This is a genomic window from Streptomyces sp. NPDC088762 (assembly GCF_044750905.1).
GTDB lineage: Bacteria > Actinomycetota > Actinomycetes > Streptomycetales > Streptomycetaceae > Streptomyces.
On sequence record NZ_JBIVKT010000006.1, the window covers coordinates 312,741 to 338,764 of the forward strand.

Genomic DNA, 26,024 nt, shown 5'->3' on the forward strand with positions numbered 1-26,024 from the left:
CAGCGGCCGCTCACCTGGGCGGCTACCCGCCTTCCTGCCTGCCACGCCTCTGCCGGGGCAGGTCAGCGCCCGGATCGCGTGGAGGCCGGCGATGCGTTTGCTGCTCCTGGACCGTCCGGGAGGGCTGCTCCGCCCGTCATCGGCTGCCGCCGTCCCCGTCGGCCCAGCATGACGAGGCCGAGGGCGGCGCCCACGCCCATCAGGACCAGGCCACGTGTCCACACCCTGGCCTCCACCTGTGTCGCCAGAACGATGCACGAGAGGGCGCCGAGTACGGGTACCACCGTGGGTGCACGGAAGTGTGCGGAGGGGGCGGACCGGTCACGCCGCAGGACGAGGACCGCGGTGTTCACCGTGAAGAAGACCGCCAGCAGGAGCAGCACCAGCGTGCCCGCCAGGACGTCGATCTCGCCGGTTCCGGCGAGCAGCGCGGACACGGCGGTCGTCGTGGCGATCGCCGCCCAGGGTGTGCGCCGGGACGGGAGGACGCGGGTGAGGAACGCGGGGAGGAGCCCCTCCCTGGCCATCCCGTACGCCAGGCGGGAGCTCATGATTCCGGTCAGGAGAGCCCCGTTGGCCACCGCGACCAGCGCGATGAACGCGAACAGCCGCGGTGGTACCGCCCCGGCCGCCCGTACGACCTCCAGCAGCGGGCCGTCGGAGGTGGCCAAGGTGGCGGTGGGCACGGCGGCGGACGCCGCTGCGCCGACGGCGGCGTACATGAGTCCCGCGGTGGCGAGCGCTCCGAACAGGGCCCGCGGGTAGGAACGTGCCGGGTCGAGGGTTTCCTCGGCGACGTTCACGGACGTCTCGAAGCCCACGAAGGAGTAGTAGGCGAGCACGGCTCCCGCCATCACGGCCGCCGCGGGGGACGCGGATTGCGTCCCGAGCTGCGTCAGCCTGCCCACGTCACCGTCGCCCCGGATGACGATCCACGCACCGAGTCCCACGATGAGCACCAGGCCGCCCGTTTCGACCAGGGTGGCGAGGGTGTTCACTCGGGTGGACTCGCGGATGCCGCGCGCGTTCAGCAGCGCCAGCAGGATCAGGAAGGCCACGGCGACGAGCACCACCGGCAGCGATACGAGAGCGGTGAGGTAGTCGCCGGCGAAGCCGCGGGCGAGTGCCGCGACCGACACGATGCCCGCGGCCAGCATGCAGTATCCGGTGAAGAACCCCGCGGCGGGGCCGTAGGCGCGCGTGGCGTAGTGCGAGGCGCCGCCGGCCCGCGGGTACTTCGTGGCGAGCTCCGCGTACGAGGCTGCCGTCAGCAGCGCCAGGAGCAGCGCGACCGTGAGGGGAACCCATACGGCGCCCCCCGACTTCGCGGCCACCTGCCCGATCAGTACGTACACCCCCGCGCCGAGGACGTCTCCGAGGATGAAGAAGTACAGCAGGCGCGTGGTGAGGACCTTGCGGAGCGGCTGGTGCACGCCGGTGTCGGCAGGGCGGGAAGGCATGGGCCTCACCTGTTCTCCAGTAGGGACGAGAGGGACGGTCACCGGCGGCGGCAAGGGGGGCGCTCTGCCGTTCCGCTCGGGACATGGATCTACTGACCGCATATACCGGGACCAAACGGGGCGTTCTTCGGAAGAAGCGGGAAATCCGGGGAGCAGAGCGGGCCTGCGTCGCGAGCAACGGCGTGGGGCCACACAACCTCACGGGATCTCGTTCACCCTGTTCCGTGGCGGAGACGGTCCAAGACGTGCATTTCGTCCTCGGACAGGCGCAGTGAACCGACGGCCACGTTCTGGGCGAGGTGGTCAAGGTCGCCGGTGCCGGGGATGGCCAGGACATGGGGACCCTGGTGCAGGGTCCATGCGAGCCGGATCTGGGCTGTGCTCACGTTGCGGGCGCGCGCGAGGGTGTGCACTTCGCTGCTGTCATCCGTTGTCGCACCGACCGTACGCCCGGTGCCGGCGATGGAGTAGAACGGCACGAACGCGATGCCCTGGGCACCGCACAGGTCCAGGAATTCCTTCCGGTCGGGCGATGCGCCGATGCCGTACATGTTCTGTACGCACACCACGGGCGCGATCGCCCGTGCCTCGGCGAGGTGGTGGGGACGGATGTTGGACAGGCCCAGGTGACGGATGAGTCCCGCCTCGCGCATTTCGGCGAGCGCGCCGAAGCGTTCGGCGATGGAATCGGTGCCGACAATGCGCAGGTTCACCACGTCGAGGTGGTCGAGGCCCAACTGGCGCAGGTTCTGCTCGACCTGGCCACGCAGCTGCTCGGGGGTGGCGTGCGGCAGCCATCGCCCTGAGGGGTCGCGGTCCGGTCCGACCTTGGTGGTGATGACGAGGTCGTCGGGATAGGGAGCCAGTGCCCGGTTGATCAGCTCGTTGGCGGAGCGCAGCGATGAGAAGTAGAACGCGGCGGTGTCGATGTGGTTCACGCCCAGTTCGATCGCGCGGCGCAGTACGCCGATTGCCTGGTCGCGGTCGCGTGGGACGGCATCAGGGGCGAACGCTTCGCCGTGCTGTGTCAGGCGCATGGCACCGAAACCGATCCGGTTGACGGTGCGGTCGCCGAGTGTCCAGGTGCCTGATGCGGATGCGGACGCGGACGCGGTGATCGTCTGTGAGGTCATGACGGGATGATCTACGGCGGTAAGCTGGCCCGCCATTGATTCGCACATACCTGAATCCGTTGGAGGGCGTCCATGGTGACGGAGCTGGCGTTCTCGGCGAGCGATCTGGCGCAAGTACGGTTCGCCGTTTCACCGATGTGGGAGGTCGCGCCGAGCTTCCGGATCCTGCTGTCCGCCACCCCGGACCCCATTCACCGGGCCTGGGCCGACCAGGTACGGCCGCGTCTGGTAGCCGCCGGGCTGGACCGTGGCTGGCTCAGCGAACTGATCCCGCCCACCGGCTACGTCCCCGACTTCCTCAATCCGGCCCCCACCACACCCGCTCCCCCACCCGAGGCGGAGTGGGATGCGATCGGAGCCTCGCCCGCCGAGCGGGTACGCCGCGACCTCGACCACCTGGCCCGCCACCAGGGGACGCTCGGTCCGCGCCTGCGGGCCCTGCACCGCGACCCTCCGACGCGCCTGGCCAAGGTCACACAAGAGCTCGAAACGTACTGGGAACTGGCGCTCGCCCCGTACTGGGCGCGGATCCGGACAGTGCTGGACGCCGACGTCCTCCACCGGGCCCGCATGATCGCCGAGCACGGCGCGGGCCGGGTCCTGAACGACCTGCACGCCTCCGTGACCTGGGACGACGACGCGCTGCGGATGGCCCACCGCAAGCAGCCGCTGACCCGCAACACGGCAGGCACGGGACTGCTGCTGATCCCGTCGGCCTTCGCCGGCCCGGGACTGCGCACCCGCATCACACTGCCCGACCCGCCGCAGCTCGCCTATCCCGCACGCGGCACCGGCACTCTGTGGACTGCGCGGCCCGCCCCTCGAGCCGACGCTCTCGCCGCCGTACTGGGCCGCTCGCGGACCCTGCTGCTGACCGAACTGCAGACCCCGGCCTCCACCACGCAGTTGGCGCAGCGCACCGGGCTGTCCCCGGCCGGGGTGTCCCAATGCCTCACCGCCCTGCACAAGGCCGGCCTGGTCAGCACCCACCGCGCCGGCCGCTCCGTGCTGTACGCCCGCACCACCGCTGCCGAAACCCTCCTCAACGCCCCCTCCACCTGAGGCGGTTGGCCCTGCCCCGGGTGTCGTGCGTTCCCCGGCGTGGGTGGATGGTGGATGCGGAGCCTGGCGGTGTACCTCGTACGGTCAGCGTGCGCAAGTGACCTCGCACCGTGGTCCGACGCCCTGCGGACGGAAACGCCGCCAAGTGCCGCCGCGGTCGTAGTCGGGCGGCCCGGTTACAGAAGGCCGGGTGACAGGATGAAGCAGTGTCCGACTCCCTGCATGAACCGTGGCTGCGCGGCATCGCCTTCAATCCGGCGGCGCCCTCCGACGTACTGGTACGTCTGCTGGATCGAGCGGCCGGTGAGGCCGGCCTGCTGATGTGCGAGGGTCGTGACCTGCCCGACGCCGTCATCGACGCTGCCCTGCGCCATCCGGCCGGAGTCATCCGCCGCGCGCTCGCCCGCAACCGGTACGTCGACCCGGCCCGGCTCGCCCCCTTGGCGACGGACCCGTCTGGGATCGTCCGCGGGCGGCTCGCCGCCGGCCCCCGTCACTACCCCCGATGGGTCCGACCGCTGCCGGACGACATCCTCGTGACCCTCCTGACCGCCCAGGACGGGGGCGAGGACGGCAAGGTCACCGAGAACGAGATCATCGGGGAGCTCGAATCGTCCCGGCAGATCCCGCCGTCCTTCTACCGCTCCATGGCCGGCCACGAGCACCGCGAACTCCGCATACGGGCCACTTGGAGGTGGGAGTCCCTCACCCCGGCGCAGCGGGCGGCGCTGCTCGACGATCCGGACCCCGCGGTCCGTGAAGCGGCGCAGGACAGGAGCTGGGTGTTGGACCCGGAACGGGTGGAGACGAGGCTGCCGTCCTTCGGTGCACGCGGCAACGGCTTGGTGTTCGGCACGTGCGCCCTGTCCCCCGGGCTCGTCGAGCGGTGCTTCGCGGACGGCACGGTGCAACCCCTGGCCTGGAATCCCCACACCCCGGCCGACGCCGTCGCCCGGCTCGCCCGCCACCCCGAGGCGACGGTCCGCGAGTTGGTCGCCGCCCGGCCCGACCTGGGACCGGACCTGGTAGCGGAGCTGAGGGAGGACCCGGACGAGAACGTGCGGATGCGCGTGCGCCTCCACCCCTTCCCCCGCACCTGGGCCGAGTACTGGGCGATCGACAGGGTCATCGGGCACGGCCCTGACTGCACCTGCCCGATCACCGAGCCGGCCGGCGAGCCGTCGCCCGACTGGTACGCCGCCTGCGCCGCGTCCGAGGAACCAGTCCTCCGCCGGGTCGCGGCGAGCTTCCCCGGCCTGCCCGCGGAAATCGTCGAGACACTCGTGCAGGACGCCGACGAGGAGGTACGGATCCGGCTGGCCTGCCACCACCCGCTGGCTCCGCCGCACCTCCTCCTGGACGTCTTCGTCACCCGCCCGGCCCACCGCCCCCACCTGCTGACCCTGCCCGCGTTCCCCCGCACCGGCACGGCCCACCTCATCGCCCACCCGGACCCGGACGTACGAGCCCTGGCCGCAGCCGACCCCAGCCTGCCCGAACCGCCGGTGGACGACCCCGACGGGTCGATACGCCGGGCAGCCGCCGCCAACCCGAGCCTGACGCCGGAAGCCCTGGAGGCCCTCCTCGCCGACCCGCGCACCGCAGAGGGCGCCGCGGCCAACCCGTCTCTCCCCGTCCCCCGCATGCACGCCCTCCTCGACCGCTGCCTGAACAGCGCCGCCACGTCGCCCTCGGGCGGGCACTGAGAGACGACGCCTCCCAGGTCAGCAGCTTCCAGGCGACCGACTTCGCTGAGACAGATCCGAGGAGGACATCGGCAGGCGCGCACACCCCGCCGGCTCCGCCCGGCTGACCAGCACGCTGCAGCCGCGACGGACCGGCAGGATGATGGAACGTATGGATGGAATGCCCTTCATGGCTGCCGCCGGGGCGGGAGAGGCGGACGAAGGGGGGCCCGTCAGCCCGCCTGCGGCCGCCATCGCCCTGCTCGACGCGGATGGAGTGCTCGTCGGGTGGAGTCGCGCGGCCGAGGACCTCCTGGGATATCCGGCTTCGCACGTGCTGGGGCGCAGGGCGGCGGATCTGGTCGCAGCTCCTGGGGGCAAGCGGAGCGGACCGGAGGAGCTGCGGCCGGACCGGCGGCAGCAGGTCAGCGGTGCACGCAATTCCATCGTTGACGTGCGTCACCAAAACGGAGAGACCGTGCGCATCGCGGTGACTCTTCACCCCCTGACCCCGGCGTCCGACGGCATCGCCTCCACCGTCCTCATGGCGGCCGAGCTGGAGAAACTGCGCTGGTGGGAGACCCGTCAGGCGATGCTGCAGGGGCTCGTCGCCCAGTCCCCGGTGACTTTGACCATCTACGGCCCCGACACGCGCCTCCTGTGGGCGAACGCGGCCAGCATCCGGGAGCTCGGCGGCGACCTCGCCGCTCGGGTGGGCCGCTCCATGAGCGAGCTCTTTCCCGGCGACGTCCTCACGGCCCAGCATCCGGAGCCGCCGGAAGAGCTCATCCAACAGATCCTGGAGACCGGTGAACCGGTCATCGACGTGCAGTTCCGAGGACGCGCCCCGGCCGACCCCGGGCGTGAGCACGTCTGGTCCTCCTCCTACTTCCGGCTGGTGGACGGCCGGGGGAAGGCAGTAGGCGTCTGCGAGCAGTCCATAGACGTCACCGACCGGTACCGGGCGCAACAGCGCCTGGCGCTCCTCGCGGAGGCCGGCGCACGGATCGGGTCGACACTCGATCCGTCCGGTACGGCGGCGGAGCTCGCCAAGATCGTGGTGCCGCAGTACGCCGACGCCGTGGTCGTCGACGTAGCGGCGGAAGTGCTCGAGGGAGAGGACCTGAAACCCGTCACGGCATGGGACCTCGTACGCGTGGCGGACTCCGACGACAAACCCTCCCGGGTGGGGGAACGGGTCGTGTACGCCACGACGTCACCGCAGGCCGAATGCCTGGCCAGGGGTCGGTCGGCCACCGATGCGGTACTCGACCCGGCACGGCTGTACGTCCCCCTCCGCGTACGGGACACGCCTCTGGGGCTCGTTACCTTCGTGCGTGGCGACGACTCCGAACCCTTCGACGAGGGAGACCGGTCAGTGGCGGAGGAACTGGTGTCGCGCACCGCCGTGTGCATGGACAACGCCCGGCGTTACCGCCGCGAGCGCACCGCTGCGCTCATGCTCCAGCACAGTCTGCTACCGCGATCGCTTCCCGAGCAGAGCGCGGTCGAGGCGGCGAGCCGCTACCTGCCGGCTGACAGCCATCTCGTCGCCGGCGGCGACTGGTTCGACGTCATCCCGCTCTCCGGCGCACGCGTCGGGCTCGTCGTCGGCGACGTCGCCGGCCACGGTCTGGGGGCCGCCGCCGCCATGGGGCGGTTGCGCGCGATGGTGCGGACCCTGGCAGAGCTGGACCTCGCGCCCGACGAACTCCTGGCCCGGTTGAACGATCAGGTCAGCAAGGAGGCGTCGGACGGGAACGGGAAGGGGAACGGGAACGGGAACGGGGACAGTTCGGAGGGCAGCGGCATCGCTGGAGCGACGTGCGTCTACGGGATCTACGATCCGGCTTCCCGGACGAGCACCTGGGCGCAGGCCGGGCACCTGCCGCCGGCCGTCGTGACACCGCACGGAGGCGCCGTCACTTTCCTCCGTCTGCCACCGGGGGCTCCCCTGGGTGTGGGACGGCTGCCTTTCGAGAGTGCGGAGGTGGGGCTGCCCGAGGGAAGCCTGGTCGTCTTGTTCACCGACGGCCTCGTGAAGGCCCGCGGGCAGGGCATCGACGCGGGATTGGAGCAGTTGGCGGCCGTCCTCGCTGAGCAGCGGGGATCCCCGCCCGACCGACTGTGTGCCCGGATCGTCGCGGAGCTGTCTTCGGATCGCGTGCAGGATGACGCGACCCTCCTCGTCGTGCGCACGCGTGCACTGGGCGCGCAGCAGACGGCCACCTGGGAGCTGCCTCCGGACCCTGCCCTGGTCGCACGCGCACGTTCGATGGCCACGGAACAGCTCGCTCGATGGGGATTGGACGATCTGGCCTTCACCACCGAGCTGGTGGTCAGCGAGCTGGTCACCAACGCCATCCGGTACGCCTCCGGCCCGATCGGTCTGCGGTTGATTCGGGACCGGTCTCTCATCTGTGAGGTCTCTGACTCGCAGCACACCTCACCGCACGCCCGCTACGCGGGCAGCGACGAAGAGGGAGGACGCGGACTGTTCATGGTCGCCCAGCTCACCGAACACTGGGGTACGCGCTACATGCCCACGGGAAAGACGATCTGGGCGGAACAGGCCCTGCCCGCCGCCTGACGGCCACGGGCGGGCCCGGTGCCAGCGGCCGCGGATCCGAACCTGCGGCGTGCGCGGGGTGGGGTCCGCAGGCGATCACTCGTCGCCCACTGCCCCAGCCCGCCCTCCCCCGGTCGGCGGAGGAGGCATGCGCAGTCCGGCGAGGCGACGGTGGTCGTGGTGGTGCGGCGGTCCGTGACGGACTCCCGCTTCTGGGAGCTGGTGAGATCCCGGGGTCGGGGTCGGTCAGTCATTGCGGATCTTGCCGAACTCTTCGATCAGTACGGGATATTGCTCCTTGCCGTGTCCGGCGGCGATCGCCCGGTCGGCCATCGCCTTGAGCAACTTCGGCAGTTCGGCGTTCACCCCCACTGCCTCGCTCTCCTCGATCAGGTGCTCCATCGCCCGCGCGTCGCTCTCCAGAGCGGAAACCTCGGCCGGGAAGGAGCCACTGTCGATCTGTTCGGCGTATCCGGGCAGCCATTCGGCCACACCGGCAGCGATCTGCCGCGCGAACGGTGCATACGTCGCCGCGTCGACGCCGGCCGTCCTGAGCAAGGCCGTGCCCTGGAGCCACGCGTTCAGGACGCTCCACATCATGGCCAGGCCGGCCACGTCGTACAGCGACGCGAGCCCATGGTCCGCCCCCAGGTAGGCGACGGTGCCGAGCACGCCGAGTGTCGACTCGTACGCCTCGAAGTCCGTCTGCGGCCCGCTGTGCAGAATCACTGCATCGGCGGTGCCGATGGCCGGCGGGATGGCCATGATGGCGCCGTCCAGGTAGCGGGCCCCACGCTGCTCGGCCCATCGGGCGGCTTCCCTGGCCTGGGCCGAGCTCCCGGAGGTCAGGTTGATCAACGTCGTGCCGTCCAACTGGGCATCGTTCGCGCCGAGGAGCTCGTACAGGGCGGGGTAGTCGGTCACGCAGAGGATCGTCAGCGAACCTGCCTTGAGTGCGTCACCCACAGTCGGCGCCAACCGTGCGCCCTCGGTCACCAGTTGGTCTGCCTTGGAGGACGTGCGATTCCACACGGTGGTGGGATGCCCCGCCTTCAGGAACGCGCCGGCGAGTGCCTGGCCCATCAGGCCGAGTCCGATGATGGTCACGGGTGTTTCGGTGCTGTTGTTCATGACAGCATCCTCAACGTTGATACCGGTGTGAAGGTCAAGCGAGGTTGCGATGCGGATCGGGGAACTGAGTCGTCGGACGGGAGTCCACACTCATCAATTGCGCTACTACGGGGCCCAGGGGCTGCTGGAGGCGGACCGCGGTGCCAATGGTTATCGCGAGTACGACGAGAGCGCCGTACTGCGGGTGAAGCAGATCCGGCACCTGCTCGGTGCCGGTCTGTCTTCCGAGGACATCGCGTACGTGCTTCCGTGTGCGCTCGGAGAGGCCCCGGAGCTGCCCGGGTGTCCCGAGTTGCTGGCCGCGATGCGGTCTCGGCTTCAGCGACTGAACGAGCAGATGGCTAGCCTCGCCCAATCTCGCGACGCTCTTGCCGCCTACATCGACGCGGCTGAGCGAACGGGCGGCGAGAGCTATCCGCCCTTTGACGATGCCGGCTTGGAGGCAGTCCCCGCCTAGGAGGCCTCACCGTTGGCCGCGGCCCGAGCAGTGCCGTTCAGCTCTGGGTCGTACGCCTCGGGCCGGAAGCCGAGTTCGTGCGCCTGAGTGAGCGTCGGGATGGCGAAGTGCCGCCTTGCGGCCTGCGACAGTTCGTGCCCGCCCCCGCCGGAAGGCGGCGGGCGGCGGGCGGCAGGAGCGGTCTCGGGGTACTTACAGGGACATCCCCGATAGATCGCCAGCCGCACGGCCGGAAAACTGGCGGACATGACGAAGTCTCTTTTCCGAAGCGCCCGTTGGATTGCTCTGGCCACCGCGGGCGCCGCCCTGCTGACGGTCACGACAGCTCTGCCCGCCGGCGCGGCGGCCCCGCAGCCCCCGGCCTCGGCCACTGCCCTTGGCGCGTGGGAGCGCATCGACCCCGCCGCGCTCCAGGCATCGCTCGGCACCCCTGCCGATGGACTGTTCGCAGGAGCCATGGCGCGCGTCGGTGGACGGGACGGACAGTGGACGGGAACGATGGGCGCGGTCTCGGCGGGCCCGGCCGCCTCCTTCCGGATCGGCAGCATCACCAAGCTGTTCACCTCCACCGTCGTCCTGCAGTTGGCAGCCGAGGGCAGGCTCTCCCTCGACACCCCGGTCCAACAGCTCCTGCCCGGCACGCTCCCGGCCCACTGGCAGCCCATCACCGTGGGACAGCTGATCAGCCACACGAGCGGCCTGCCGAGGGCCGCCTGTTGGGACCCGAACACCGTGTACACCCCGGCCGACCTGGTGAAGACGGTCACCGAGTGCCCCGAGGCCGGTGAACCCGCCACCGGGCCCGACATCCCGCAGGTCTACAACGGCGTGAACTACTTCCTCCTCGGCATGGTGGTCGAGAAGGTCACCCACCACTCCTACGCCCACGAGGTGAGCCGCCGCATCGTCCGCCCGCTGGGCCTGCGCCACACGTACGTGCCCGGGTGGGGAGAGACGGCACTTCGCGCGCCGGCGCTGGCACCGCAGCTTCCGCCCACCGACCCGTGGGCTTGGGCGGAGGGCGGAATGGTCTCCGACGCTCCCGACCTGGAACGGTTCCTGCGGCAGCTGCTGAGCGGCCGGCTCCTGCCGCCGGCACAGCAGAAACTGCTCTTCGAACTTCCCCGGCACGCCGAGCGCGGCTTCACCCTCGGCGGGGTGCAGTACGCGAAGCTCCCGGACGGCACCGAGGTGTACGGCAAGACCGGGAGCTACGGCGGCTACACCAACGGCGTGTTCGCCACCCGAGACCTCCGCCGCAGCGTCGTCTATTCGCTGGTGCCTCTCACCACCGACGACAAGGAGATCGCGAAGCGCTACCTGGGCATCGCGGCCGCCGCCTTCTGAGACACCGCCGCCGCCCCGCTTCGGCGCGTCGTCCCGACGGGCCGGGGCGTGGCCGTCCGAACCTCAGTCGGCGCGACTTCCATAGAATCCCACTGGCACGATGCCGACGCACCTCAGGCAGTTCTCGCTGAGCAGACCGCGCTCGACCAACGCCGGGGTCAGGGGCAGGTCGGCGGCTATCGAACGGGTCGCACGGCCCCCGGGCCGGGCGGCGGTTCGCCGCGTGCCAGACTCGCCTCGGTCGGCGAGGTTCTCTCAGCGGCCGGAACCGGTGTGCCGAGGACATGAGGAGCGTCATGACGGACCACGACCTGACCGGCTACGAGGAGAGCACGTTCACGCACGGAGGGACCCAACGCCGGATCCTGCGGCGCGGCACCGGCCCCGCCGTGATCGTGATGGCCGAGATACCCGGCATCACCCCGAAGGTGCTGGAGTTCGCGGACAAGGTCGCGGAGATCGGTTGCACGGCCGTGCTCCCGGTGTTGTTCGGCGAGCCCGGTCGCGACCCCCATCCCGATGCGCACGGCCTGCCGGCCGCCGCACGGTACGCGACTTCGTCGGTCCTCAAGGTGTGCGTGAGCCGGGAGTTCACCCTGCTGGCCACCGGTCGCAGTTCCCGCGTCGTGTCCTGGCTGCGCGCCCTGGCCGCCCACGAACACGAGCGGTGCGGCGGACCGGGCGTCGGAGCCATCGGCATGTGCGTGACCGGAGGCTTCGCGCTGGCCATGGCCACCGACCCCCGGCTGGTCGCTCCGGTCCTGTCCCAGCCGTCGCTGCCGGTGGCCGTCTCCACGGGCCGGTCCCGGACGATCGACATCAGCCCCGAGGAGCTCGCCGTCGTACGGGGGCGCTGTGAGCGGGAGGGGCTCCAGGTCATGGGACTTCGGTTCAAGGGCGACCGGTTCGTACCCGGGGACCGGTTCGCGTTCCTGCGGCGCGAACTCGGCGACGCCTTCGTCGCTGTCGAACTGGACGCCGGCGCGGCCAACCCCGCCGGCGTGCTTCCGCCGCACTCCGTGCTGACCGAGCACCTGATCGACGCCCCCGGCGAACCCACCCGGGCGGCGCTGGACCAGGTACTCGGCCTGTTCCGCACGCGGCTGCTCGGGGGCGAACACTGATCCTCCGCTCGGTCGGGGACCGAGCCGGATCAGACCGCCGCCGGCTCACGCACCGGCGTCTTAGGCCAGAGTGAACCCGACTCTCTTCATCCGGCGCAGGTAGCGGCCGGGGCAGTCGAGGTCGTAGAGCCGTTCGGGCTGAGCGACCGCGCACGCGCCGGTCTCCCGCAGCCGCATCAGAGCGATTTGGCTGCTCCTGCCCGACACCGGGCGCCCGGAGATGCTGCTCGTTCCTACGCGGCGCCGTTCAGGCGGCTGGCGAAGGTCGAGACGGTGTACGCGCCGATACCCAGAACAACCTCCAGGGCGTTGCGGCGCGGTGTAGCCGTGGGTCTGGAAGGCTGCGAGCTCCTCTTCGCTCACCGCGCCAGTGGTGGCCAGGACCTGGAGGGTGAACCGGCGGACGGCTTCGAGGCGTCGGAGTCGGGGGCGGGGCGGAGGGTTGCGAGCTTCGCCTGGTGCATGTCGACGCACAGGTGGACTGCGGAGCAACCGTGAACTAGCGCAGGGCGAGGAGCCCAGCGTCCGTCGGTCTGAATCCACACGCGTCCAAGTAGAAGGGACGCACATGCTCTTCGAAGTCAACGTGGAGCCATTCGCAGTCCGCCTCGCGGGCGCCTCGCGCCGCAGCCGTCACGAGCTCGGTCCCGACACCGGTCTTGCGTACGTCCTGGGCGACCATCGTGTCGAGAACGAAGGCATGGACGCCACCGTCCCAGGCGACGTTGACGAACCCTACGAGCCTGCCGTCACTACGCGCACAGACCCAACCGAGGCTGTGGCGCTGCACTCGTGTCTGCCAATCGGCGTTCCCCTGAACGTGACCGAACGCCTCCGCGTGGAGCGCGTTTACTGCGTCGTTGTCGAATGTGCCGCGCCATTCATACGTGATCGCCATGGGCCGCATCGTAGGACGGGAGGCGCCCGTCAACCCTGCCCCTTCGGGCCCTATGCCCCTTTCGACCAGAGGCATTCCGAGGTTCCCGTACCCGACTCCACGGAGGAGGAAAGGGACCTTGCCGTGTGGAGTCTCGCCACTGCGTCTCAGGTAGCAGGTATCAGGAGCTCAGTCTCGCCGGCCCCAGTCCAGGCGGTCGGCCAGCCCGACGGCGGTGAAGGCGGCTGCCAGCTCGTCGCGGCCTTCGGTGAAGTGAGCCCAGCTGTCGTAGTGGACGGGTACCACCCGTCGGGCGCCGAGGAGTTGGGCGGCCTCCGCAGCCTGGGCGCTGTTCAGGACGATCAGCTGGTTGTCGAAGAGTTCGGGGAAGCGGGGGGCGCCGGCGAAGAGCAGGGCGGTGTCGATGGGCGCGAAGCGCTCGGCTATCTCCTTGACCACGTCGAGGGAAGCGTTGTCGCCGCTGACGTAGACGGTCGGCAGCCCCTCCCCGGCGAGAACGAAGCCGACGACCTGGCCTGTGATCGGCTCTACCTCCTCACGCGGGCCGGGGCCGTGGACGGCGGGAACGCCGGTCACGGTGATCGTGCCGCCGTCGGGACGGTTGAGCTCGATGGATTCCCAGTCGGCCAGGCCCTTGGCCCTCTCCTGGAGGCGCCGAGCCCCGCCGGGGGTCGTGAGGGTGAGAGGGACGTCGGCGAGCAGGGCCCGGCCGGAGGTGTCGAGGTTGTCGGGGTGCTCGTCGTGCGAGAGCAGAACCACGTCAATGGATCCGAGATCGGCAGGGGCTCCGCTGGAAGGGACGGTCTTGGTCAGGAACCTGCCGTCGGGACGGACGTAGTCGCCCGGGGCGTCGAAGGTCGGGTCGGTCAGGAAGCGCAGACCGCCGTACTCGAACAGGGCGGTCGGACCGCCGAAGACGCGGACGGGAAACGCGTCGGTCGTTGCGGGAAGCGAAGACATCGAGCACCTCACGGATGGAAGTCATTGAACCGTGAGAAGAACGTAGCCGCTCCTCACGGATACGCGCAAGCCGTACCATGAGAATATGAAGGAGCCCCTGAGCGAACAGTCCGTCCCGCCACCCGCACAGGGCGAGCAAGAGCACCTCTCTCTCGCCCTCGTGAACAGCGCGATCACCCTTCCGGGCGGACACACGATTGATCTTCTGGGCACTCCCGCGCAGGCGAACCACTGGCTAACCGAACGCGGTCTGGCACCGATCGACGCCGGCATGCGGGAGATGTGCGCAACACAGCTGCGCTCACTGCGCGAACAGATCAGGTCGCTGTTCGCCTCCCGCGCCGAGGGGCTTCCCGCCCTCCCCGCCGCGGTCCGGGCCGTCAACGACGCGATGAGTCGCGTCTCCACCGCCCCATTGCTGCAGTGGGACGACAAAACCGGCCCCTACCGCGCCACCCCCCACCCCACCACCGCAATCGTGGACCACGCCCTGGCCACCCTCGCCGCCGACGCCTCCGACCTGCTCACCGGTCCCGACGCGGACCGCCTCACCGCCTGCGGCTCCACCCCCTGCAGCCGCTACCTGCTTCGCTACGGCCGCCGCCACTGGTGCTCCACCCGCTGCGGCGACCGCGCACGCGCCGCCCGCGCCTACGCCCGTCGCACCGCCTCCCCCTCAGGCGGGTGACCCGGCGCCGGCCGTAGGAAGGGCCCTGCCCTCCTACGTGTCGAAGACGAACCGCGCTACGGCCGGATTCAGGGCAGACACCTGCATCCACCGCGCCGACGATGGCGGGGGGAGTGCAACGGTGTGGCGGGGAGGGCGTGGATCAGCGTGTCGACACACGAGGCGGACTGGAGCCTGGCCAGCGGCCGGCCCGGCCCATGCTTACGACCGGGGGTTCTGGGCTACCGCGGGTACCGGATGGCACTTGACCGGCCCAGACGCCGCCTGGAACTCCCCGACGGGGTGGTGACGTTGGTCCTCGGATTCGAAGGGCAGCTGCGCCTCACCGACATCGGTGGCGCGGACGGTGTGGCGGCGGGCAGAGCCGAGGAGCAGGCGGCGGTGCCCTTCACTTCGCTGGTCTCCGCGGTGCGCACACGCGCCACCATCGGTGAGCACAACGGCGTTCTCCACGGTATGGAAGTCCTGCTCGCACCGTGGGCCGCGTACACCCTGCTCGGGGTGGAGATGCACGAGTGGGCCGACAGCATCGTCGATCCGGTGGAACTCGTGGGCCGTCGTGTCGACGACTTGGCCGGGGCGCTGGCCGCCCTGCCGAGCTGGAGTCGACGTTTCCGGTTACTCGACACCACCCTGGCCCAGTGGTCGGCCGCCGGCCCCCCGTGCTCCGCGCGGGTGGTGTGGGCCTGGGAGGAGCTGTCCCGTACGGGTGGCACCGTGCCCATACGGCACTTGGCCGAGCAGTCGGGGTGGAGTTGGCGGCAGTTCGAGAGCCGGTTCCGGCAGCAGATCGGGATGCCCCCGAAAACCATCGCCCGCATCATGCGGCTGCATCGCGCGCTGAGGCTGCTCAACAGAGGTCAAGCGGTGTCGCAGGCGGCCTTGGCCTGCGGCTATTCCGACCAGTCCCACCTGGCTCGCGAGGTGCGCAGGATGACAGGGCGTACGACCACCCAACTGCTCGCCTCGACCACGGGGACGTCCGCAGGCCCGCCCGCCAACGACCGCGTCGAGGGTCGGATGACCAGTCTTCTCCTGGCGGCCGAGGCGCCGCTCTGCGCCGGTGGCCGAAAGTGAGCCGAAGCAGTCCGCGCCGCGAATTCGTTCAAGACGCGGCCCTCCGGCGATGACGAGGATGTCGGCGTCCTCGAACGATGATCCCTGGAAGGGGCTTCCACACATGCGCATGCGCATCGCCACCTTGGTCGGCGCCGTAACCCTGTCCGGCGCACTCGCCGGCCTCGGTCTGACCGGCACCGCCCAGGCCGCCGAGAGCGGCGCCCTGGCCTGTTCCACCACGAAGACGAGCAGCAAGACGGCGCGGGGCTGGTGTTCCGCGGGCTCGGCCTGGAGGGTAGGAGTGAAGTGCACTGACGGCAAGCACTACTACAGCGGTTGGGAAACCGACGCGCGCTACCAGTACGCCACCTGCGGCCGTGGCACCATCACGCACTACTGGATCGACCGCTGACCCAAGCGAACGGGCCGGCGCGCCCTGCCGAAGTGGGCGGCGGCCCGTGAACGGCTGCGCGTGAAACGGCTGCGCGTGAAACGGCTGCGCGTGAAACGGCGGCATCAGGCCCCGGGAACCTCTTGTTCCCGGGGCCTGCTTGTGTCCGGAGCCATGGGCAGCGTTGCACAACAGCAGGAAGGGCCCCGGCCGGGAGCGGGCGATGTGGCCGGCCCCGGCATCGCTCTCCGGCGTCGCGGGCAGCGTAAGGGCTGAGCGTCCGGCGGGCGAAGGAGGGCGGCACATGAACAGGGACTTGCGGCAGGGGCACCGGTGGGCGATCGAGGAGCGAGAGTACGCGCGCCACGAGCGGCGGCGGAGGCGGCGGTTCGCGTACGAGAGGCTGTGCGCGCGGCGGACTGCGCTCGTCGCGGTGGACTTGGTTCCCTTCTTCGTGGAGGGCAGTGCGTTCGCGCCCGCCGTCGTGCCGCGGGTGCGGGAGCTCGCTGATGTCACAAGGGCGGCCGGCGGCACCGTGGCGTGGGTGCTGCCGGCCCGGGCGGAGCGGTCCGGCGAGTGGGCCGTGGAGTTCTACGGAGTGCGGGCCGCCGAACAGTACCGGCTGGCCGGCGGGTCCGGGGCGCCGGCGCAGCGGCTCTGGCCTGGGCTGGAGACCGGCCCGGACGACCTCGTGGTGGAGAAGAGCGCACCCTCCGCGTTCTTCCCGGGGCACTGCCCGCTGCCCGGGCTGCTCCGGGCGCGGGGCGTCGACACAGTGATCGTGTGCGGGCTCGTGACGGACGTGTGCGTGGCGGCGACAGTGCGGGACGCGGCGACGCTGGGGTACCGGGCGGTGCTGGTCGCCGATGCCAGCGCGACGCGCAGCGACGCCGCCCACAACGCCGCGCTGGCCACCGTCTACCGCAGCTTCGGGGACGTCCGGTCCACGGCGGAAGTGGTGCGGCTGTTGGACGGGAAGTCGGCGGGCAGCGTGTAGTTCCAGCCTTCCTGCCAGGTGAAGGGCGCGTCCACCAGGTCCTCGATCGAGCCGCCCGCGAGGAGGCACTGCAGGGCCCACCGGTTGGCCGAGTGCGCGATCAGCAGGATGCGGTGCCCGTCGTGGTGCCGGGCGAGGTCCCTCAGGAAGTCGGCCGTGGCGGCGATCACTTCGCGGTAGCTCTGGCCGCCGGGGAACGGCGTGTCGATGTGCCGGGAGCGTACGGCGGCCAGCCGGTCCACCGGGCAGCCGTTGAGTTCGCCGTAGTCGCACTCCCGCAGCCGACGGTCCTGTCGCAGGGGGATCCCGGTGCCGGCGAAGGCGATTTCGGCGGTCGCCACGGCCCGGGCCAGGTCGGAGCTGAAGACGGCGGCGAAGCCCTCGTTCCGGCGGCGCTCACCGAGGCGGGCGGCCAGCTCACGGCCGCGCTGCGAGAGCCGGCCCGGCAGCCAGCCGGTGGCGATGCCCTGCTCGTTGTCCTCGGTGATCGCGTGGGTCTCGTACACGATGTCGACGGCCATGGCTCTCCCCTGGCAGGCCTGGGTCGTTCTGCTCCATCCTCCCGCCCCCGGCCGGCCACCGACAGGGCCCGGCCGGCCGACTTCCGCCCGATGACCGCGGGAACGCGGGAACCACCCCGGGCACGTCATCCCCACCGCGGCGTCCGCGGCCTCCCAGCGCAGCAGGTCGCCCGGCTGGTACTCGAGCGCCTCGCAGAGAGCACGGCGAGCATCGCGAAGCGCACCGCCTTGGGGCGGCCGTTCTTGAGTACCGCCAGGTCAGCGGGCGTGATCCCCACGCGGCCACTTACCGTGGCGGTCATCAGCACCTTTCCGACCAGGTCCGAAACCCCTGTGACCGGAAGAAGGGGATACGGATCACCCGTGCGGGTAGCCGGGCCACATGGACACCACAGACAACACTCCCCTGCGCGCTGTCGCGCTGGTCTGCACCCTCACGCCCTCCCCGAAGCCGTCGAGTTCCCAGTTGCTCGCTGAACAGACCATGGCTGCCCTGGCCGACCACGGCGTGACCGGCAAGGTGATCCGAGTCGTCGACCACGACGTGAAGCCCGGTGTGCAGACGGACATGGGCGACGGGGACTCCTGGCCCGGGATCCGGGACACGATCATGGCCGCGGACATCCTGATCCTCTCGACACCGATCTGGCTCGGGCACGCCTCCAGCGTGGCCCAGCGGGTGCTGGAACGCCTCGACGCGGAAATCTCCGAGACCGACGAGCAGGGCCGGATGCTCACCTACGGCAAGGCCGCCGCGGTGTGCGTGGTCGGCAACGAGGACGGCGCCCACAAAGCCTGCGCCGACCTCTTCCAGGGCCTCAACGACGTCGGGTTCTCCCTTGCCCCGAACGCCGCCACCTACTGGGTCGGTGAAGCGATGCAGGGCACCGACTACCAGGACCTCGACAAGACCCCCGAGAAGTCAGCCGCCACCACCGCCACGCTCGCCGCCAACACCGCCCACCTCGCCCGCCGGCTCAAGGCAACCCCGTACCCGGCCACTCCCTGACCGCGACCGCTTACCAGCAGGAGCACGTTGTGACGGCGACAAGAGCCCGGCGTACCACAACTGGACCACCGGCCCCCACGATCAAACGCTCCCTGATCGCCTACGGCCACTGAGAACATCGGACTCATTCATCGAGCGCTGCTTCCTGAGCTCCGGGACCGCAGGCACGGCGACCAGGCGCACCTCCGCCGCCGCCGTGGCGAAGCCGGTTCCGCAAGAGCGGAGGACTGCCGGGAGGCCGGCCGCCTGCGAGGCTCTCACTCACCCTGAGCTGGAGCTCAAGCGTTGTCGGTGGCCTTCAACAGGGTCAAGACCATCAAGCGGGCCATGTGCGGCCGAGCTTCGTTCGCGCTTCTTCGGACCCGGATTCTCACGCGTTCATGAGTCCATCGACGCGCTAGGCATGAGGAGAACGCTGGCCAGACCTGCGGATCGGAGAGCCCAAGATGTCATCGATCTCCGCTGATGCGGCATCAAGGAGACCCTGCCCGAACAGGCACAGTGACTCCTCCCATGGGTGACCGAAGCTGCCGGTCAGGAAGTCCTCCGACAGGTAGATGTAGTAGTCACCATCGGGGTACGGGCTCAGCGGCCACTGCTCCTGTTCGGAGCCGCGAAGGAGATGAGGCGAGAAACGGAACGAGGCGTGTTGCCAATCCAGTGCGAACAGCGTGCCTTGGGGAGGTACGCAGGCCGTAAGGCCCTGCTCGACCACCTCGACGAGCCGGTCGAGCCGCTCGAATTCAGGGTCGTCGTGCAACGCGGCCAAGCTCCAGGTAACGGAGTCCAGGGGTTCCCTGATCGCCGGCCATTTGTCCGGGTTCATGCTGGCACGAAAGGCGAACTCCGTGTCGAAACGGTCCCAGACGTCGCGGTACTCCGCTTCCGAAAGTTGGACCACAGGCTCCTTTATCACCCGCAGATCCTACCGATCAGCCTCTTTGGCCAGCGCGCGAGCAGCCCTTCACGGAACTCCGGTCAGAGCCCATAAAAAACGGCCAAGGCCAGGAAGTCTCGGCAAACGCGGCCACGGTCAGCACCTGGTCGAGCACATGCATGATCCCGCGGCCTGGGCTGGCGGTCCTTCTATGATCCACGGCATGGCAGCACGACTCGTGCAGATCAACATGAAGGCCCAGGACGACTCCGCACTCGGCCGGTTCTGGGGGGAGGCACTCGGTTGGGGTGTCGACAGCGAGGGACCCGGCGTGACCAACCTCGAACCCGTCGGCTTCGCCTACCCCGACCCCGTGGCCGTCTGCATCGACATCGTCGCCCGCCCGGAACCCAAAACGGACAAGAACCGGGTGCACCTTGATCTCGCGACCACCTCGACCGCCCATCAAGCAGAGTTGGTCGCGCGCTTGAAGGATCTCGGCGCGACGCTCGCCGACGTGGGGCAGGGCGACGTCCCCTGGACGGTCATGGCCGACCCGGAGGGCAACGAGTTCTGCGTCCTGGAGCCCCGCCCGATCTACCGGGACACCGGGCCGATCGCCGCGGTGGTGGTCGACTGCACCGACCCACGAGCGATGGCCCGGTTCTGGGACGGGGCCATGGACTGGACGCTGCACGAGGTCACCGACGACCACGCGACCATGCGCTCCGCCCAAGGCGTCGGCCCCTACCTGGAGTTCGTCCGCACCCCCGACACCAAGAGCGTGTGGAACCGCGTCCACCTCGACGTCTGCCCCTACCCCGGTGACGACATGGCCGCGGAGGAAACCCGCCTGCGCGCCCTGGGCGCCACCAGCCCTGATATCGATCAGTCCGCAATCTCGTGGACGGTTCTGGCCGACCCGGAAGGCAACGAGTTCTGCCTCCTCACGCCTCGCTGACCTTGAGCAACGACTCCGACCGGTTCCGGGCAGCGGCGAAGACCGCGGGCGGCGGCGCTACGCGCTGGGGTCATTCCCGATCCGGGGGTGGCAGTTGTCAAGGCCGTGGCCCACAGCCCACAGCCCGCGGCCTCGCCGGCCACACGGTGATCACGCAGCCCTCCCGCGGCTCTGCGTGCTGTGCCGCGTCTCTCAGAGCGCACTCTCGGGCCCGCCGTCCCTCAGCGCCTCGCCTGTGCGGTAGAGCTCGATGAGGAGCGGGCGCAGGGACCGGCCGGCTTGGGTGAGCGCGTAGCGCGTGCGCACAGGGAATCCGGGGAGGCGCTCCTGGGTGACCAGGCCGCGTTCCCTGAGGATGTGCAAGCGGTCCGTGAGGACCTTGGGGCTGATGTCCGGCAGCCTCTCCCGCAGCGCTCCGAAGGAGTGCTCGGCGTGCATCAGCTCGCGCAGCACGAGGGTGGTCCAGCGGCCGGATATCGCCGCCAAGGCGATCTCCACCGGACAGTCGGCGTCCGGGCGTACGGTGCGGCCCGCGGGGGACGGCACCAAGCCGGTGTCCCAGCCCCCGCTGTCGGTTTCCGTTTGGTGACCCACGTCGGCACTGGCTTGACTGCCGGTGTGGACATCAACATGAATCTTGCGCACGATCATGACATCACTGTTGCTCTGACATCCGACGCGGTGCGACATCCCTCGGCCTTCGAGGCCGCTTTCAACTCCGGTAGCGCGCAGGCACTCGCCGCCGTCTACGAGCAGAACGCCGTCTTCGTCGCCCGCGACGGCGAGTCGGTCACCGGAGCGGAGCTCCGGGCCGCGAACGCCGAATTCCAGTCACTGGGATTGCCGATAAGCGTCCGCCCACGGCACACCTATGTCGCCTACGACATCGCGCTGCTCATCGTCGACTGGGTCATCGACGGCGAGGGACCGGACGGAGAACGCGTCCACATCGAAGGCACCGCTACGGATGTGGCCCGGCGCGGCCCGGACGGCCTGTGGCGATACGTGATCGACAACCCCTTCGGCATCGACACCAGGTGCTCTCCGGTGGATTGAGCCTGGAGGCCCGGCGGATTCCCGGCCGGCAAAGGTGTCAGTGTGCTGAGTTCTCGGTGAGCCTGTCTGCGACTGGCCGAACGGGGGCGGCGGCCATCAGCAGTGCGGCAAAAGCCAACGGCGCAGCCGCCTGGTATCCGATCCACACCTCGCCCCCGGCGCTGCCGCCCAGCCACGCCATCAGTGCGCCGGCGAGCGCCGTCAGGACCCAGCCGCTGTCGTAGGCAATCATGAGCCGCAGGTGCGTACGGATCGGGCGGCTTCGCACGTACCTGAGCTCGATCCCGCCGCCGATCAACAGCACAACGCCGGAGACGGCCATCAGCCAGGCGGAAACGCCGAGCAGACCGCCGAGTTGGGCAGAGGCGATGACGTAGGCGGCACCGAGCACCACCTTGAACGCGCCGTCGGCGACGATCCCCGTCAACCGGCGCTTCGCTGACGAAGTCACAATCTGGGCCTGCGTCATGAACGTCCCTCCGTGGTGTCCGGGTCCTGCTCCTGTTCCGTAACTTCGTTACTAGAATAATGGAATTATGAGAATGACAAGAGCGGAGACCAAGGAACGCAACCGCCGCGCCTTGCTGGAGGCTGCCTTCCACGTCGTCTCACGGGATGGGTACCGTGCCAGGCTCGACGAGATCGCCGAGCGGGCCGGCTTGACGACCGGCGCTGTGTACTCGCTGTTCGGCAGCAAGGGCGGCCTGGTGGCGGCCCTGGTCACCGACTACCTGCGGCCGCACTACGAAGAGATCGAGCAGGCGATTCCGGCTGACATGGATCTCCTGGAAGCAGTTGAAGCCTTCGCCCGGTACTACCGGCGCAGCTGTGACGCCCCTGACGCGTTGTCCGGCCTGTCGTTGCAGATCACCCTGCTGGACATGGCCCTGCACGACCGTGAGCTCGGTTCCCAACTCGCCGCGTCCGTCCGAACGCAGGAAAGCCGCTTGGTCGCGATGTTCACCGGCAGGTCTCACCATGGGAACACGGTGACGTCCCATCAGGCGCAGCGTCTGATCACCGGACTCAGGGCGGTGTTCGTCGGTCTCACACAGGGCGTCCTCCTCGGCCTCGCCGACGGCGCCGACGAGCAGTACTTCGTGGACACCGCCCGGGCCCTGGCATCCGGCACGGCCCTCATTGATGAGCATTCGGACGCTGCCCGGTGATCAGCGGCCTTGGTACGTCCCTGATGGCCACGAACCACTGCGCGCCGCGGGCCGGGTCGTCCATCGCGGCCATCTGCTGTGCGGTGTGGTGCGCGACGTATAGGTCGGTGATGGGGCGGCCGCTCACCCCCGGCGAGGCAAGGACCGGTGCCGGATGACGCGGTGCCCGACGCCGCCATCACCGGTCGACTCCCAGAAGAGTTCTCCCGCGTCGATGATGGCTTCGCTTTCCTGGGTGAGCCGGATCAGGTGCGACCGCCGGTGGTCCGGGTGGGGACGCTCTGTGTCACCATGACACCTTTAGTGCCGCCGCGGGCTCGTCAGACCGCGACGGCGGACTGCTGTCCGGCCGTACTCGGCGCCACGACGGCGTCGGGTGTTGGCGACCCGGCTGTTTCCGGTACCGCCACAACTCAGCCTGTCCAGCCGGGCGTTGGGCATCCCGGCCACGGGCGAGGTACCGGCTCCGCGGCTCTTGCCGTGCCGTCAGACTTCGCGAATGATGCTCGGGCGTGCCCGCGGCCCCGGTCGGGTCCGCGCTACGCAGACCCGAACCCCCCACCCCGATCAGCCGGAGGCCTGCTGTGCGGACGAGTCGTCACATCCGGAGATCATCCGTCGTCGCCGGCGCCGCCCTGGCGCTGGTCGTCGCCGTGCCCCAGGTGGCCTTCGCGGCTCCGCCCCCGGCGCTTCCCGTCAATGCCGACGCCATCGAGCTGGCCTTCCAGCCGGCGTACGACTACGACACCGACGGCTGCTACCCGACGCCCGCCATAGGCCCGACCGGAGTCCTGAACGGTGGCCTGAACCCCACCGGGGCGCTGAACGGCAACTGCCACGATGCCTCGGACCTCGCCAACACCAACGGCTATTCCCGCTCCACCTGCAACAACGGCTGGTGCGCCGTGATGTACGCGCTGTACTTCGAGAAGGACCAGGCCATACCCGGCATCAGCCTGGGCGGCCACCGCCACGACTGGGAACACGTGGTGGTGTGGATCCAGGGCAACGAGGCCAAGTACGTGGCCACCTCCGCCCACGGCGACTTCACCATCCGCACCCGCGACCAGATCCGCTGGGACGGCACCCATCCCAAGATCGTCTACCACAAGGACGGCGTCGGCACGCACTGCTTCCGCCCCGCGAACACCAACGACGAACCTCCCGAGAACCACCAGCGCACATGGCAGTTCCCCGCGCTCGTCGGCTGGTCGGGTTACCCGGCAACGCTCCGGGACAAACTCAGCCAGGCCGACTTCGGCAGTGCCCACTTCGGCCTGAAGGACGGGGCCTACTCCTCCCACCTCACCAAGGCCAAGCCGGCGGGCATCCCCTTCGACCCCGACCAGTAGCAGACCGGTTGTCCGCCCGGCACCCACCGCCGCGGGCCCCCGGCGGCGAGCGCTCGAGAAACCCGTAGATCGTTGTCGGCGGGCAGTGCGAGACTCGGTGCATGAAGCCCAGTGATCCCAAAGACGACCTGCACCGTTACCTCAAGGCGGCCCGCGAAGCCGTCGTCTGGAAGCTGGAGGGACTGTCCGAGTACGACGTCCGCCGCCCCCTGACGCCGACCGGCACCAACCTCCTCGGTCTGGTCAAGCACCTCGCCAGCGTCGAGTTCGGGTACTTCGGCCCGACCTTCGGCCGTCCGCATGGCGAGCCCCTCCCCTGGCATGAGGAGGACGCCGAGCCCAACGCGGACATGTGGGCTCCTGCCGACGAGACGCGCGAGGACATCCTCGGCCTCTACCACCGCGCCTGGGCGCACGCGGACGAAACGATCGAAGCGCTGCCGCTCGACGCGATGGGCCACGTCGCATGGTGGGGGGACAACGGTGATGTGATGCTCCATCGGATCATGCTGCACATGACGGCCGAGACGAACCGGCACGCCGGCCATGCCGACATCGTCCGCGAGCTGATCGACGGCAAGGCCGGCATGCGAGAGACCAACAGCAACTTGGGTGGCGGCGACGGCGCTTGGTACCAGGAGTACTGGAACAGGCTGGAGGCGTCTGCCAAGCGCGCCCAGGCCGAGCACGGCTGAGTCCGTAGGCGGAGGGAGGGCGCGACTCCGCACTCGCCTTGCTGACCGCCTCTCCCCTCCCCCACGTGGTCGCCTCGCCCGTTCCGCACGAGGGGGCAAGGTCTCCCAGATCCGCGCAGTCAGCGACCGACTGGGCCTGTTCCTCCAGCTGGGCTGGGCCTGGCCGAGCACGGAGTGACCGGCGTCTTCTCGACGACCACCCCGGCGAAGCTCCGACAGACCGTGCTGGTGGTCCACCCTGACGCGGCGCGTCGTCCTTCAACCGCTGCCCGACTAGCGGAGGCCGCTGTAGGCGGCCATCACGATCTCCATGCCGCGGTCGTCCTCCTGACGGTCCCGGTCGATCATCCGGTTCATGACGTAGGCCACCGTCATGCGTGCACCGGGGTCGCTCACGACCAGTGAGCCACCCCAGCCGCCCCAGCCGAAGGTGTCGCCGAACTTCCCGAAGCCCGCCGTCCAGGACATGGGAGTCCCCAGGACGCGGTCATCACCGCGGAACACTTCCTGCCACGCAGGCTCGCACCCCCGGGGGGACAGCAGTCGCACGCCGCAAGCCGCACCCTGGTTCGCCAATACCGACTGGACGAGGGCGACGGAGCGAGCGTTGCCGAAGCCGTTCACGGCAGGGATCTGCGCACGGCGCCAGGCCGGGGAGTTGACGTCCTTGACCCGGATGGCGGCGTTGGTGTTCTCCCGGCGTGCGCCATCCGGTCCTGACGGTGCGCCGGCGGCGTACTCGTCGGTCAGTGCCGGCGGCGGGATGAGCGGTGCGACCCGGTGGTCGTGCTCGGTAGGGAGCCCGATGTGGAAGTCCGCGCCCAGCGGTTTGGCCACCTCTTCGGCGAAGAACTCCCCGAGACTGCGGCCGGTGACGCGGCGGACGATCTCGCCCGCGAGGAAGCCGAAGGTGAGCGCGTGATAGCCGGCGGCCGTTCCCGGCTCCCATTCGGGCGCCTGCGCGGCCAGCCCTGCCGTCACGCTCCCCCAGTCGTAGAGCTGCTCGACCGCCGTCAGCCCGGACGGGTCCGGCAGTCCCGCGGTGTGTGACAGCACGTGGCGTACCAGCACGTTCTCCTTACCGGCCGCGGCGAACTCGGGCCAGTAGGCGGCGACCGGCGCGGACAGGTCGAGCTCGCCCCGGTCGGTCAGCATGAGCACGCACAGGGCGGTCATGTTCTTGGTCGTCGAGTTCACGCAGGTGAGGGTGTCGCGCTCCCAGCTGACGGAGCGGTCCGCATCGGCGTACCCGCCCCAGATGTCGACCACCGGCTCGCCATCAACGTAGACGGCCGCCGAGGCACCCACGTCGTCCTTGCAGAGCAAGGCTGCGAGTGCCTCATGGACTGCGGCAAATCGCTGGTCGCAATGTCCCTTAACATCATCGTTCATGGGTCAAAGCCTCGGGCCACGCCTGGGCCTG

General features: G+C 69.8%; 28 protein-coding genes and 1 pseudogene. 16 read left to right on the top strand and 13 right to left on the bottom strand.

Features of this window, described 5'->3' with window-relative positions:
• Positions 1-62: 62 nt before the first annotated feature.
• On the bottom strand, positions 63-1,460 hold the full coding sequence (locus ACIP5M_RS17685; RefSeq protein WP_401197868.1) for an APC family permease: 1,398 nt from the start codon (positions 1,458-1,460) through the stop codon (positions 63-65).
• Between the two features lie 212 nt (positions 1,461-1,672).
• Positions 1,673-2,593 (bottom strand): oxidoreductase, encoded by a 921-nt coding sequence (locus tag ACIP5M_RS17690; RefSeq protein ID WP_401197871.1) that lies wholly within the window; start codon positions 2,591-2,593, stop codon positions 1,673-1,675.
• 72 nt (positions 2,594-2,665) lie between these two features.
• Between ACIP5M_RS17690 and ACIP5M_RS17695 the strand changes: the two genes are divergently transcribed.
• The 3 genes from ACIP5M_RS17695 to ACIP5M_RS17705 all read left to right on the top strand — a co-directional run bounded on the left by ACIP5M_RS17695 (position 2,666) and on the right by ACIP5M_RS17705 (position 7,930).
• Entirely contained in the window at positions 2,666-3,655 is a 990-nt protein-coding gene (locus ACIP5M_RS17695) for a DUF5937 family protein (RefSeq protein WP_401197873.1), read from the top strand.
• Between the two features lie 206 nt (positions 3,656-3,861).
• Complete coding sequence (locus ACIP5M_RS17700) at positions 3,862-5,361, top strand: hypothetical protein (protein WP_401197875.1); 1,500 nt, start codon at positions 3,862-3,864, stop codon at positions 5,359-5,361.
• A 169-nt stretch (positions 5,362-5,530) separates the two neighbouring features.
• On the top strand, positions 5,531-7,930 hold the full coding sequence (locus tag ACIP5M_RS17705; RefSeq protein ID WP_401198023.1) for a SpoIIE family protein phosphatase: 2,400 nt from the start codon (positions 5,531-5,533) through the stop codon (positions 7,928-7,930).
• 225 nt (positions 7,931-8,155) lie between these two features.
• Here ACIP5M_RS17705 and ACIP5M_RS17710 read toward each other — a convergent pair whose 3' ends face one another.
• Positions 8,156-9,040 (bottom strand): NAD(P)-dependent oxidoreductase, encoded by an 885-nt coding sequence (locus tag ACIP5M_RS17710; protein WP_401197877.1) that lies wholly within the window; start codon positions 9,038-9,040, stop codon positions 8,156-8,158.
• 49 nt (positions 9,041-9,089) lie between these two features.
• Here ACIP5M_RS17710 and ACIP5M_RS17715 point away from each other — a divergent pair, with 49 nt between their 5' ends.
• Positions 9,090-9,497, top strand: a complete 408-nt coding sequence (locus tag ACIP5M_RS17715; RefSeq protein ID WP_401197880.1) for a MerR family transcriptional regulator — start codon at positions 9,090-9,092, stop codon at positions 9,495-9,497.
• On the opposite strand, the gene ACIP5M_RS17720 is transcribed toward ACIP5M_RS17715, so the two are convergent.
• Positions 9,494-9,745, bottom strand: a complete 252-nt coding sequence (locus ACIP5M_RS17720; protein ID WP_401197882.1) for a hypothetical protein — start codon at positions 9,743-9,745, stop codon at positions 9,494-9,496. The genes ACIP5M_RS17715 and ACIP5M_RS17720 overlap by 4 nt on opposite strands.
• Here ACIP5M_RS17720 and ACIP5M_RS17725 point away from each other — a divergent pair.
• Together ACIP5M_RS17725 and ACIP5M_RS17730 are read left to right on the top strand one after the other, a co-directional pair.
• Positions 9,744-10,844, top strand: a complete 1,101-nt coding sequence (locus ACIP5M_RS17725) for a serine hydrolase domain-containing protein (protein WP_401197884.1) — start codon at positions 9,744-9,746, stop codon at positions 10,842-10,844. The two genes, ACIP5M_RS17720 and ACIP5M_RS17725, sit on opposite strands and share 2 nt — an antisense overlap.
• Before the next feature lie 296 nt (positions 10,845-11,140).
• Entirely contained in the window at positions 11,141-11,968 is an 828-nt protein-coding gene (locus tag ACIP5M_RS17730) for a dienelactone hydrolase family protein (RefSeq protein WP_401197885.1), read from the top strand.
• A 60-nt stretch (positions 11,969-12,028) separates the two neighbouring features.
• Here the strand turns inward: ACIP5M_RS17730 and ACIP5M_RS17735 are convergent, their stop codons facing one another.
• The 3 genes from ACIP5M_RS17735 to ACIP5M_RS17745 all read right to left on the bottom strand — a co-directional run bounded on the left by ACIP5M_RS17735 (position 12,029) and on the right by ACIP5M_RS17745 (position 13,826).
• A complete protein-coding gene (locus ACIP5M_RS17735) occupies positions 12,029-12,538 on the bottom strand; it encodes a hypothetical protein (protein ID WP_401197888.1) in 510 nt (169 codons plus the stop codon).
• Complete coding sequence (locus ACIP5M_RS17740; protein ID WP_401197891.1) at positions 12,468-12,866, bottom strand: GNAT family N-acetyltransferase; 399 nt, start codon at positions 12,864-12,866, stop codon at positions 12,468-12,470. The genes ACIP5M_RS17735 and ACIP5M_RS17740 overlap by 71 nt, the downstream gene beginning before the upstream one ends.
• Before the next feature lie 168 nt (positions 12,867-13,034).
• On the bottom strand, positions 13,035-13,826 hold the full coding sequence (locus tag ACIP5M_RS17745; RefSeq protein WP_401197893.1) for an MBL fold metallo-hydrolase: 792 nt from the start codon (positions 13,824-13,826) through the stop codon (positions 13,035-13,037).
• Positions 13,827-13,911: 85 nt separating this feature from the next.
• Here ACIP5M_RS17745 and ACIP5M_RS17750 point away from each other — a divergent pair, with 85 nt between their 5' ends.
• The 4 genes from ACIP5M_RS17750 to ACIP5M_RS17765 all read left to right on the top strand — a co-directional run bounded on the left by ACIP5M_RS17750 (position 13,912) and on the right by ACIP5M_RS17765 (position 16,961).
• Positions 13,912-14,514: a CGNR zinc finger domain-containing protein gene (locus ACIP5M_RS17750; protein ID WP_401197895.1), complete on the top strand. Its 603-nt coding sequence runs from the start codon at positions 13,912-13,914 to the stop codon at positions 14,512-14,514.
• A gap of 237 nt (positions 14,515-14,751) precedes the next feature.
• Entirely contained in the window at positions 14,752-15,591 is an 840-nt protein-coding gene (locus ACIP5M_RS17755; RefSeq protein ID WP_401197897.1) for a helix-turn-helix transcriptional regulator, read from the top strand.
• Between the two features lie 103 nt (positions 15,592-15,694).
• On the top strand, positions 15,695-15,985 hold the full coding sequence (locus ACIP5M_RS17760) for a hypothetical protein (protein ID WP_401197899.1): 291 nt from the start codon (positions 15,695-15,697) through the stop codon (positions 15,983-15,985).
• Positions 15,986-16,268: 283 nt separating this feature from the next.
• Positions 16,269-16,961 (top strand): cysteine hydrolase family protein, encoded by a 693-nt coding sequence (locus ACIP5M_RS17765; RefSeq protein ID WP_401197902.1) that lies wholly within the window; start codon positions 16,269-16,271, stop codon positions 16,959-16,961.
• Here ACIP5M_RS17765 and ACIP5M_RS17770 read toward each other — a convergent pair.
• Positions 16,883-17,482 (bottom strand): histidine phosphatase family protein, encoded by a 600-nt coding sequence (locus ACIP5M_RS17770; RefSeq protein ID WP_401198025.1) that lies wholly within the window; start codon positions 17,480-17,482, stop codon positions 16,883-16,885. The genes ACIP5M_RS17765 and ACIP5M_RS17770 overlap by 79 nt on opposite strands.
• Before the next feature lie 135 nt (positions 17,483-17,617).
• Positions 17,618-17,766: pseudogene (locus tag ACIP5M_RS17775) on the bottom strand (helix-turn-helix domain-containing protein); the annotation flags it as partial.
• 98 nt (positions 17,767-17,864) lie between these two features.
• Between ACIP5M_RS17775 and ACIP5M_RS17780 the strand changes: the two are divergent.
• A complete protein-coding gene (locus ACIP5M_RS17780) occupies positions 17,865-18,491 on the top strand; it encodes a flavodoxin family protein (RefSeq protein WP_401197904.1) in 627 nt (208 codons plus the stop codon).
• A gap of 397 nt (positions 18,492-18,888) precedes the next feature.
• Here the strand turns inward: ACIP5M_RS17780 and ACIP5M_RS17785 are convergent, their stop codons facing one another.
• Positions 18,889-19,407: a DUF2716 domain-containing protein gene (locus ACIP5M_RS17785; RefSeq protein ID WP_401197907.1), complete on the bottom strand. Its 519-nt coding sequence runs from the start codon at positions 19,405-19,407 to the stop codon at positions 18,889-18,891.
• Positions 19,408-19,591: 184 nt separating this feature from the next.
• Between ACIP5M_RS17785 and ACIP5M_RS17790 the strand changes: the two genes are divergently transcribed.
• Complete coding sequence (locus tag ACIP5M_RS17790) at positions 19,592-20,329, top strand: VOC family protein (RefSeq protein WP_401197910.1); 738 nt, start codon at positions 19,592-19,594, stop codon at positions 20,327-20,329.
• 192 nt (positions 20,330-20,521) lie between these two features.
• Here the strand turns inward: ACIP5M_RS17790 and ACIP5M_RS17795 are convergent, their stop codons facing one another.
• On the bottom strand, positions 20,522-20,875 hold the full coding sequence (locus tag ACIP5M_RS17795; protein WP_401197912.1) for a winged helix-turn-helix transcriptional regulator: 354 nt from the start codon (positions 20,873-20,875) through the stop codon (positions 20,522-20,524).
• 72 nt (positions 20,876-20,947) lie between these two features.
• Between ACIP5M_RS17795 and ACIP5M_RS17800 the strand changes: the two genes are divergently transcribed.
• Complete coding sequence (locus ACIP5M_RS17800; protein WP_401197915.1) at positions 20,948-21,385, top strand: YybH family protein; 438 nt, start codon at positions 20,948-20,950, stop codon at positions 21,383-21,385.
• Positions 21,386-21,422: 37 nt separating this feature from the next.
• Here ACIP5M_RS17800 and ACIP5M_RS17805 read toward each other — a convergent pair whose 3' ends face one another.
• Positions 21,423-21,854, bottom strand: coding sequence for a hypothetical protein (locus ACIP5M_RS17805; RefSeq protein ID WP_401197916.1), 432 nt, complete (start codon positions 21,852-21,854; stop codon positions 21,423-21,425).
• A gap of 73 nt (positions 21,855-21,927) precedes the next feature.
• Here ACIP5M_RS17805 and ACIP5M_RS17810 point away from each other — a divergent pair, with 73 nt between their 5' ends.
• The 3 genes from ACIP5M_RS17810 to ACIP5M_RS17820 all read left to right on the top strand — a co-directional run bounded on the left by ACIP5M_RS17810 (position 21,928) and on the right by ACIP5M_RS17820 (position 24,601).
• The gene (locus tag ACIP5M_RS17810) at positions 21,928-22,554 is read left to right on the top strand and encodes a TetR/AcrR family transcriptional regulator (RefSeq protein WP_401197917.1); all 627 of its coding nucleotides are present in this window, start codon (positions 21,928-21,930) and stop codon (positions 22,552-22,554) included.
• A gap of 584 nt (positions 22,555-23,138) precedes the next feature.
• Positions 23,139-23,906: an NPP1 family protein gene (locus ACIP5M_RS17815; RefSeq protein WP_401197919.1), complete on the top strand. Its 768-nt coding sequence runs from the start codon at positions 23,139-23,141 to the stop codon at positions 23,904-23,906.
• 101 nt (positions 23,907-24,007) lie between these two features.
• Positions 24,008-24,601 (top strand): DinB family protein, encoded by a 594-nt coding sequence (locus tag ACIP5M_RS17820; RefSeq protein ID WP_401197921.1) that lies wholly within the window; start codon positions 24,008-24,010, stop codon positions 24,599-24,601.
• A gap of 273 nt (positions 24,602-24,874) precedes the next feature.
• Here ACIP5M_RS17820 and ACIP5M_RS17825 read toward each other — a convergent pair whose 3' ends face one another.
• The gene (locus ACIP5M_RS17825) at positions 24,875-25,993 is read right to left on the bottom strand and encodes a serine hydrolase domain-containing protein (RefSeq protein ID WP_401197923.1); all 1,119 of its coding nucleotides are present in this window, start codon (positions 25,991-25,993) and stop codon (positions 24,875-24,877) included.
• Positions 25,994-26,024: the final 31 nt, after the last annotated feature.